Genomic DNA, 9,431 nt, shown 5'->3' on the forward strand with positions numbered 1-9,431 from the left:
GAAGCGACGTTCAATCTCGACTGCTAGGCGTCCGCTCGCAAGTGTCGCGCGGACATTCGGGAAATAAGTCAGGTGTGTTAGCGTGGACTCCATCTGCCAGATGGTCGGAATGGGGTAGGAGTTTCTCAATGGCGAGTTCGAATGAATCGAGAAAGGTGTGTATTCGCGACGTTAACGCTGAGCTCATCAGCGTCCGGCGTCATGCGCGGGCGGGATCAATGATTGAACCAGCGGTACTGCAGCGCCACCGAAAAGGTCTGGAAATTGCCCCCGACGCGGGTTACCAATCCCCGGGACCATGCCAGCTTCGCAGACCATTTCCTCGCAAGCGGAATTGACAGCGTGACGCCGTAGCGCACACTAAGTTGCAGATCCTGATCCTCGATACCATTGACGCTCGTCCGGCCGCCCGTGAAATACGTCACATCGGCGGCGAGCCAAAGCCCTGGCTTCCAGTTGTAGCCTGCGTGCCCTTGGAATGTGGGAATCGGAGCCTGGCTGCGCCGCCGTCCCCCGAAAAAATCATCATTGTCGGTATAGATCCACACGCCTATCGTACCCTCGACGAACCAATTGCCAAACGGCTGGGATATCCCAATATCTGGCTTGAACGACCAACGGTTCGCTCCCACGTTGATGAGACGCGACGGTATGTACTGACCAGTCGGCGCTATGACGGTCAAGCTGGCCCCAACGATAGTGGAGGGACTGCGTCGCGCGAATTCTTCCGGTGTTAATGCAGGATCGCCCAGCAGATTCACCGCGAGCCTGAAACGCACGTCGCCCAGCCCGGACCGGTAGGCCTGCTGAGGCACACCCATGACGTCGCCGGTCACGTTCGCGTTGGCGTACGGCATCGATATTGCGACGCTCGCTGTGTGCCCAGCGATTCCGAAGCTGTGCGAATAGCCGAGAGACCATGTATTGATTGTCGCGTGCACGTTCGCAATCGGAAGCGAGGGATCAAACGAGAAACCGCCGCTCGATCGCGCGTAATCCAGCACCACGAAGTTCGTGCCGACGGGAACAGCCGAATAGCTGCGCGGCTCCATTTCCTGCCCACAGCCCAGCGCAGACCAGAGCAGCGCCACGTACGCCACCGCGTGTCGAAAGAGACACACAGCGTGCGAAGTCGCGTTGCGTCCCCGGAGACCGTCAGTCTCGTCTACGCGATTCGAACCAAGCGACGCTCCTGGCGTTTTCATGACCGTCGCCCCTTATCGATCGTCGGCAGGGCGACAGGCGGGCGTCCGTTGCAAGCGCGGCGATGAACGTTATGGCGACCTGACAGGAAATGGGTCGAAGTATCATGGCTCGCCTTCTGGGGCGCCCTGCCAACCCTTCACGATTGCGCACGCCATGCACGCGCATCTTGTCGGTTCACGTCAATGGTGGCGTGAGCGGTCCCTGACGCCAATTGGACTTTGGTCCTATGGGCCACCACACCTGAAACACCATTCGGCGCCGTTGATTTCCATATGGAGTTACATACTCGCCGTCGAGTCGGCGTGTGTCCGCCGAACGGCGCATCGCGGCCCGTCTCGTCCGCTTTTACTAGACTTCGATTGCAGACAAGGTCGACATCCAGGCGCTCCCGAACAGTGGGTGCCTTGCTGAGCGCCAGCAAATGAGTCGGAATGATCTGGCATGCGCGACAACCGCCAGGCCGCCCGCCGTGCGCATATTGGACCAAAGGCCAATGTCTCTATTCCAAACTAACCTGTACGCTACTTCATGGACGAGTGGGGGTCGAGACGACGCGCCCGCGCAAATCAGGAGCCGCGTCATCACTCCCGAAAGCGACGATCCCTGGCCGGCCCGTTTGACCGGCTGGCGAGTGCCCGGGCCTGCGACAGAACGCCCAGCACGAGGACAATGGCAGGAGAACATCAGGCCGCGATGCATGCCGGACTTCTCCTTGCGAGCGGAGAAGGAGGTTAAAAGAGTGAGCCACGTCGAAATCGCTTTGATCGTGTTTGCCTGTGTATTTGGCAGCGCATTGCTTGGCTTGTATGTGCGCACCATCTTGCCAGAGCACCACCTTAGCGACGAATCAACCGGTGTCTTGAAGCTGGCCGTCGGTCTGATAGCCACGATGGCCGCGATAGTGCTTGGCCTGCTGATTTCGTCGGCGAAGAACTCGTTCGATACCGTGAACGGCGAGGTCGTGCGCAATGCCGCCAGCATCCTCCTCCTCGATCGCGTTCTGGCCAAGTATGGCCCGGAAACGAAGGAGGTTCGCGATCTGCTTAAGCAGAGGGTCGGCATGTCGATCCAGATACTAGCTTCCGGCGAACCTGCGCAGATCGCAAAACTTCGTGGCGTCGAGGCAATTAGGCGGGTGGAAAGCCTTCAAGACAAGCTGGAGGAACTGTCGCCGCGCAGCGACGCGCAACGCCAACTGCAGGCACGCGCCATCCAGATTGCGGAAGAGGTGCTGGCTGCGCGCCAGCTTACAATGTTCCAAGCTGTGGTCTCGACCCCCGCACCATTGCTGATATGCCTGGTGTTGTGGCTCTCCATTATCTTTTGTTCGTTTGGCCTGTTCGCTCCCGCCAACGCCACAGTCATTGTTGGGTTGTTTCTGGGCGCGCTGTCCACTTCCGGCGCAATATTTCTGATCCTCGAGATGAACACACCGCTCGATGGGGTGATCAACGTCTCGCTCGCACCCATGCGCGAGGCGCTCGCCATCCTCGGCCAGTAGCGGCGAAAAGTGTCAGGGACGGCAACCGTGACCGTCAGAGAACGTGACCTCGCGCAGCGATCCGGTGCGATCCGCGAACGACCGGATTGACCAAACTTCCGCCAGTCGAGGCGATATCGTGACGGTCGCTTCATGGCCGATCACTGCCTGTCGCCGATCGGCGGCACGCGACCTGAGCGGTCGGTCAGGATCCTCGACAACGAACATTCACATTCGTTAGTGATTTACCTCCCTAAAACTACAGCCGTAGATATAACGAAGCGGGAGGTACGCAGCCGCGTCATCGGTCATGGCATTGCTGGGCGCGACAGAGCCTCGCAATGCTCGCCGCTCGTCGAAACGACTTTGAATGAACGAGGGTTCGAGTCGGTCAAGCTACTACAGTGGGTAAGACGCGACATCAGCCATCCGCGCGAAACCGTGCGTCTGAAGTCGTGCGCCGCTTGATTCAGATCGCGGATGCCTGTCGTCGAGCGGCGCACAGTGATCAGTTCGGCGGCCGCCGTGGCAGATTGTCGATGCGCGGTCCGCAGACTCGGGACTGCCCGAGGCACGCTGCAAGTGCCTGCTCGCCGAACCATTTCTGCGTGTCCAGGTTGTAGTGCACACTCCCGTCGCCGCCGCCTAGCGTACCGCCCTGGAAAATGCCGAAGCCAGGCGGCTGTCCATTCCAGTCAGGCGACTTCGACGCATCGACGAAACTGAAGACGCGAGAGTCCGCTTCGATGAAGCCGCCGAACACCTTTTGCATGGATTCAAGCGCGGCGGGATTATAAGGAGCGATCCCGTTGGTGACGTTGTCGTAAGCAACCGACAACGGCTTCACGATCATCACCGGAAATGTCGAGCCCACCGCCGCAAAGAAACTGCTGAAGAGGTGCGCGTAATTCTGCGGCGCGCGTCGAATCGTCGTCGCATTGCCAGCGGTATTCAGCGGAGCGGCTTCCGCCTCCCACTGGTTCCACTCCAGGCCCAGGATCCGCGGTTTCTTACCGGTCGCGAGAATCTGTTTCAGTCCGAGGTACATCATGCGGCGAGCAAACGGTGCAAGCGCATAGGTCGGCGTCTTGCTTGCATCGAGCATGGGTTGCCAGAGATTAACGCCATGCACCGTCCAGCCGCAGCAGCCGCTGAACGCATCGTCTGCGACGTCCACGCCCTGGCTGCCCCAGCCGATATGAATGATGTACAGATCGGGCAGCGGCTGACCCGCTTTGATCGCCGACTGCCACGCATACGCGGCGAAATTGGCGGCATTGCCGCTGCCGCCGTAGTAGCCCAGATTCATGTCGGACGATGTGCTGTCGGTCCAGTTCACCCACGACACGTGATCGATGGAGGAGATCGGTTGAGTGAACGGCGCACCCGATCCGTCCGCGTTGCCGTTGATGTTTCCCCAGCCGTCGTTCCGGACACCCCATACGTTGGGGGCCGGCATGCCACCGCCGGTCCCGGCACCCGATGCTCCCGTCAACGTCAGATCGGCGGGCAGGCCGTTAAGACCGGCGCTGTTGCTCTGCCCCATCACGAACAGGACCGCTACCTCATCGGGCCGGAATCGCGAGCCTTTGTTCCAGGCAGTCGCCGCGACAGAATTCGACTGGGCCATGGCGTCCGCGGCGACGGCCACCTGCACCGCGCTCGCAGCCAATACGACCGGCAGGACAATCCGCATCAAGAGGTTCTTCATACTTGTCTCCCTGAGTCTTCGATCACTGTTTCACTGGCTGGCTGACCGGCTGGCTCGCCGCCTCACCCAGACCATCGATATCGGGACCGTAGTTGCCTGAAACCATGGAAAACTTGATGGTGTTGGCTACGCCGGCCTTGAGCGGGACCACGACCTGAACACTCGAGAGGATTGGGAAGTCCCAGGTGCCTTCACCCGGAAACTGCACCGCAATCGGCGGGCCGTTGTTGACGCTCACGTTCATCGCGCGAGGCTGACCACCGCCGTCGTCCGCACTGATATAAACCACGGGGACCGCATAGTTGCCATCGGCAGCCGCGACGATTCCGTTGAACTGCAGGCTGGAATCCGAGTTCACGAAATTGCCGACCTTTTCGTGACCGCTGCAGATATTGCATGCCTGTACTGACGCATCCTGAATGATGTTGGTGGGGCTTTCCGCTTCATAGATGACGGGCGGCAACGCGGGCTGCGGAGCGGCGATCAGCGTCACCTTGCCGATTGACGGAGCGCGACCGCCCTTGCCTGGAAGAACGAACGTCAGCTTGTTGCTACCCGGCACGAACGGCATGTAGACCGTGACGGTGCCCTGGGACTGACCAGTGGTGACAGGGAGCTGGATCGTCGTCAGCACGCTCTCGTTCAGAATCAGCGACACTTTAACCGCGGACTTTCCATTGTTCCGGTAAGTGACGTCGATGTACCCGCCCGTGGTTGCATTCACCGTATATCGGGCCACGCCGTCTTCATGCGTCATCGGTTTGGCCACCTGGACCTTCGATGCATCGTCCGTGCCGACGATCGCCAGCATAACGGAGCCACCGGCCGGAACGGCGGGCACCGTGTATCCGGACGTGTGCGAACCGAGATCCTTGTGTGCCCAGATATCCCGAACGTCGGCCGAAGCGGCAGGGTCCAGTCCGAGGTCCTTCCAGTTCACCGTGATCGGTGCGGCGGACCCGGTCGTATTGAGCAGCACCACTGCGCGGCGACCTTGACCGGACAGCAGTTTCGCCCACACTCCCAGACCGTTCTGCGGTACGGCCACGCGGATCGCCTGCATGCCGCGCGGATCCTGATCGACGGCAAGCACCTCCGGATTGGTCAGCGTGTCCATCGTGGCCGCGCTGAGCGGCGTCGTGAGATCGACACCCAGGATAAGCGGTGCGCCGGAAATGGCCCACAAGCTCATGTGCGTCTGGTCCTGAGCGGCAGTCAGACCGAACCCGGCAAGCATCATGTCCGCATCGTTATAAGCGCCCGTATGCTGTGCTTCAGGAAAGAGGTTGCCGTAGAAATTCTGGTTCACGATTCTGGAAAAATCCGGCGTGCTTTGATGGCCCGGCGTGCCCGTGTCGTAAGTGATGTCCTCGGTCGTTCTCCACAGATCCGCGACTTGCCCCCAGTCATACGAGCGGCCCGTCTTGTCGACATGGAAACTGTTCGGATTGATGCTGTAGACGATCGGTCGATTCATCGCGGCGCCTGCACTATTCAGTGCAGCGCGCATCTTCTGGAAACCGGCCACCTGTTCGTCGGTGGTGCCGTCCGGCGAACACCAGTCGTACTTCACGTAGTCGACTTCCCATGACGCAAACGTGTTGGCATCCTGCACCTCATGCCCGAGGCTGCCCATCGGATTGGTATGTCCGGGGTACAGGTTGTTGCGCTGCGCACAGGTTTCGGCGGCGGGCACTTCGTATATCCCGAACTTGAGGCCTCTGGCGTGAACGTAGTCGGCCAGCGCCTTTATTCCGCTGGGAAACTTCACGGGGTCGGCGACCAGGTTGCCTTGCGCATCGCGATTTGGCGCGAACCAGCAGTCGTCGACGTTGATGTAGTTGTAGCCCGCTTTCATCAGCGCGCCATCTTTCTTCAGGCCGCCGGAGATAACGTCCGCGGCCGTCTTCACCAGATCTTCGGTGATGTTGCAGCCGTACGCATTCCACGAGGCCCAGCCCATGGGTGGCAACGCGATCGACGTTTGAGCCTGCGTTTGCGACGAGGCGTCTTGCGATGGTGAAACGTTTGCGGAGTTGGCCGCAGCCTGCATGACGCTCGTGGCGTCGGAGGCACCTCGCTGGTCACCCCCGCAGGCGGACAGACCGAAAACCATCATAACGCTCACGAGAAACAGATACACCTGTGTGCGACCCAGGATCTTCATGATTTTCCTTCGTTGAGAATGAAACTGGGACCTCTGGTCAACTGCTGTGCGGCGTTTTGTTTCGGGCTGCCCGACCCGTAGGAGCTTTACGAAGTCGGCTGCAGGTTGCCGTCGAATCGAGCCGTTCCGTTTTCCCGCATCGTTACCGCACGGGCCACGTTGCCGTATTGCAGTGTCGTTTGTGTTCCGCCGACGCTGGTGAGCTTGACGGACGACAGCGCGCCACGGTTCCACTTGAGATCCACCGTAAACCCGCCTTTCGCGCGTACTCCCGTCAGATGCCCCGTGTTCCATTGCGACGGCAATGCAGGAAGCAGCGTGATGCGATCCATCCTGCTTTGCAGTAGCATTTCCAGTATTGCGGCCGGCCCGCCGAAGTTCGCATCGATCTGGAACGCCGACGAGTTGCTCGACAGTGCATACGCGTCGAACATGTTGGCGAACGTGCCGCTCACGCCATCATTGCCCGCCGAATAGCGCAGCAGCTTCGGGATCATCGAATAGCAGTTGGCGGCGTCGTGGAAATGCGCCCAGCAGGCAATGCGCCATGCTAGCCCCCAACCGAACGAGTCGAAGCCGCGTGCGAGCAGCAGCGCCTTCACGCCGGCCACGAGCTTTGGATCGCTGTCGAGCGTGATGCGCTCGCCCTCAAACCAGCCGATCAGTGGTGACAGATGCCGATGCCCCGTCTCGCCGACGATGCTGTCGTTCATCCACTCCTGAAGCTGCCCTGTCGTGGGACTCACTTTCGGCAGATAGAGCTGCGCCTTCATGCTCGCGATCGAGCCCGCAAATTCCGCGTCCTTGCCGAGAAGTTGGCTCGCCGTCAGATAATTCGTGAACAGATCCCACACGAGTTCCTGCGCGTAGGTGATCCCGAGCTGCTGATGCGGTCCCTGTTCCGGCGACCAGTCCTTGTCGTCGATGAGCAGACCTGTCGCGGGGTCGCGGATCAGACGCGCCTGCCAGAATTCGCACGCGGACTTCATCACGGGATAGATACGCGCGAGATAAGCCTTGTCCAGCGTGTACTGGTAGTGATTCCACAGCGTGCGGCAATACCAGGCACTGGCTGGAGGACTCCAGTCCCAGCCGATAGAACCGTAGATGCCCGTCGAAATAGCCACCGTCCAGCCCGCGACGTTGCCGTTCGAATTGCTGTAATTCACGTTGGCGGCATCGTTGAAATGATTCTTCGTGGACTGGACCCACGAAGGCAATTGCCCGGTGACGTAGTCGACGAACGGTTGCTGACACTCCGGCAACCCGGCCCGGTCGGCGAGCCAGTAGTTCATCTGGATGTTGATGTCGGTGTGGTAGTCGGCCATCCACGGCGGGTTGTTCGTTGTACTCCACAGGCCCTGCAGATTCGCCGGCATCGAGCCGCGCGACGACGAGATCGTGAGGTAGCGCCCAAACTGCACGTACATCGCCTCGAGTTCGGGGTCGGCCACGTTGGGATTCACTTGCCGTGCGAGTAGCCGCTCCGGGATCGTCAGCGCTCGTTGCGCGTCGCTTGAGCGGCCGAGATCGATGTCCATGCGCCCGAAGAGCGCGCGATAGTCTCGTACGTGGCGATCGAGCAGATCGCTGTAGCGCCCGGACACGGCGCGCTGCACGTCCGCGATCACCGCGTCGCGCGGATTGATATCCGTCAGATAGTTTTCGACATAGCGCCCGTTGTAGTCGGTGCGCGCCGCAATGATGATCGTGAGCGCCGGACAACCCTGCAGCGTGATCTGCGCAGTAGACGAGTTGAGCGAAGCGATGCCTGCATCCGGAACGACCATCATGTAGGTCGAGTACAGCTCTCCGCTGCCGCTTACCGAGCCCGAGAACGACAGCGCACGATTCGATTCGCCGATGGTTTGCGTGCCCTGTCCGTCGGTCAGCGACACGGTGCCGTTATAGCTGCCGCCATCGGAGGTGAGCCGCACGACGATCACACTGTCGGGGAAGCTGCTAAAAATCTCGCGCCGATAGGTCTTGCCCCCGACTCGGTACTGCGTGCGCACGACCGAGTTGCTGATGTCGAGCGAGCGCTGGTAGTTCGTGGCGCCGGCGTGAGTGGGCAGATCGATGTAGAGCTTGCCGAGTGTCAGGTAGGTACCCATCCCTGTCGTCGTGTAGGCCAGATCGACGACGTCCTTGCTGCCCGACCACAGCGTGATTTCGTTCAGATAAAGCGCTTCGTGATCGCTCGCGCCGCCGGCCATCGCGCCGAGACGCCCATTGCCGACCGGCAGACCCTGAAACTGGATCAAAGACTCGACGGCAGGCGAGTCGTACTGGAACAGCAGCGCCTGATTGGCGGGAACGGACGCAGAATTCGCCTGCGCCGCAGCGTTGACTGAATCAAAAGTTTGGGATGAACCTGAGGAGGGATCGCCGGTCGCGCCGGGCGAGGAACTGGTTGCAGCTCCGGCACGTGCCGCAACGGGGAGGATGGCAGCTGCACTGCCCAACTTCAGCAGCTTGCGACGTTTTTGATTAACGGAAATCTTCATCGTGTCTCCTGCTAGAGATTTATGCGGAATTCACCTATGAATATTTGATTCAAATATGCACTCGTAGCATTTGGTAAGACCATTAGGTTATTCCCCTACTACGACATCGCAGATAGTGGGATGGATCGACATCGTCTCGGGCGATACAGGTGGATTTCAGCTCTCAAATAAATCAGGAAACCTTAGTTTCAAATTTGCAGATTTTCATGTCCAACTGGTTGCGGGTTTCGATCAGGCTCGACACAGCACGGTTGGACGAGCGCCTGGGATAGGAAGAAATGGCCGCGGCGAAGCGCGCGGGGCGACGATGTGTGTCGTGGCGCGAAGATTTCGGTATGGCGAAAACGAACGGGATCGCGG

6 protein-coding genes are annotated in these 9,431 nt (G+C 60.0%); 1 reads left to right on the top strand and 5 read right to left on the bottom strand.

What is annotated here, in order from left to right; translation table 11 throughout:
• Positions 1–215 precede the first annotated feature (215 nt).
• Positions 216–1,091, bottom strand: coding sequence for a transporter (locus P0D89_RS48630; RefSeq protein WP_408369673.1), 876 nt, complete (start codon positions 1,089–1,091; stop codon positions 216–218).
• Between the two features lie 854 nt (positions 1,092–1,945).
• On the opposite strand from P0D89_RS48630, the gene P0D89_RS48635 reads away from it, so the two are divergent.
• The gene (locus P0D89_RS48635; protein ID WP_408369670.1) at positions 1,946–2,707 is read left to right on the top strand and encodes a bestrophin-like domain; all 762 of its coding nucleotides are present in this window, start codon (positions 1,946–1,948) and stop codon (positions 2,705–2,707) included.
• 487 nt (positions 2,708–3,194) lie between these two features.
• On the opposite strand, the gene P0D89_RS48640 is transcribed toward P0D89_RS48635, so the two are convergent.
• The 4 genes from P0D89_RS48640 to P0D89_RS48655 all read right to left on the bottom strand — a co-directional run.
• Positions 3,195–4,397 (bottom strand): hypothetical protein, encoded by a 1,203-nt coding sequence (locus P0D89_RS48640; protein WP_408369667.1) that lies wholly within the window; start codon positions 4,395–4,397, stop codon positions 3,195–3,197.
• Between the two features lie 22 nt (positions 4,398–4,419).
• On the bottom strand, positions 4,420–6,564 hold the full coding sequence (locus P0D89_RS48645) for an alpha-galactosidase D (protein WP_408369665.1): 2,145 nt from the start codon (positions 6,562–6,564) through the stop codon (positions 4,420–4,422).
• An 86-nt stretch (positions 6,565–6,650) separates the two neighbouring features.
• The gene (locus P0D89_RS48650; RefSeq protein ID WP_408369663.1) at positions 6,651–9,071 is read right to left on the bottom strand and encodes a glycosyl hydrolase family 95 catalytic domain-containing protein; all 2,421 of its coding nucleotides are present in this window, start codon (positions 9,069–9,071) and stop codon (positions 6,651–6,653) included.
• A gap of 172 nt (positions 9,072–9,243) precedes the next feature.
• On the bottom strand, positions 9,244–9,431 hold a 188-nt coding region (locus tag P0D89_RS48655; RefSeq protein ID WP_408369661.1), incomplete at its 5' end, for a hypothetical protein.

The organism is Paraburkholderia sp. RL18-085-BIA-A, assembly GCF_046027075.1.
GTDB lineage: Bacteria > Pseudomonadota > Gammaproteobacteria > Burkholderiales > Burkholderiaceae > Paraburkholderia.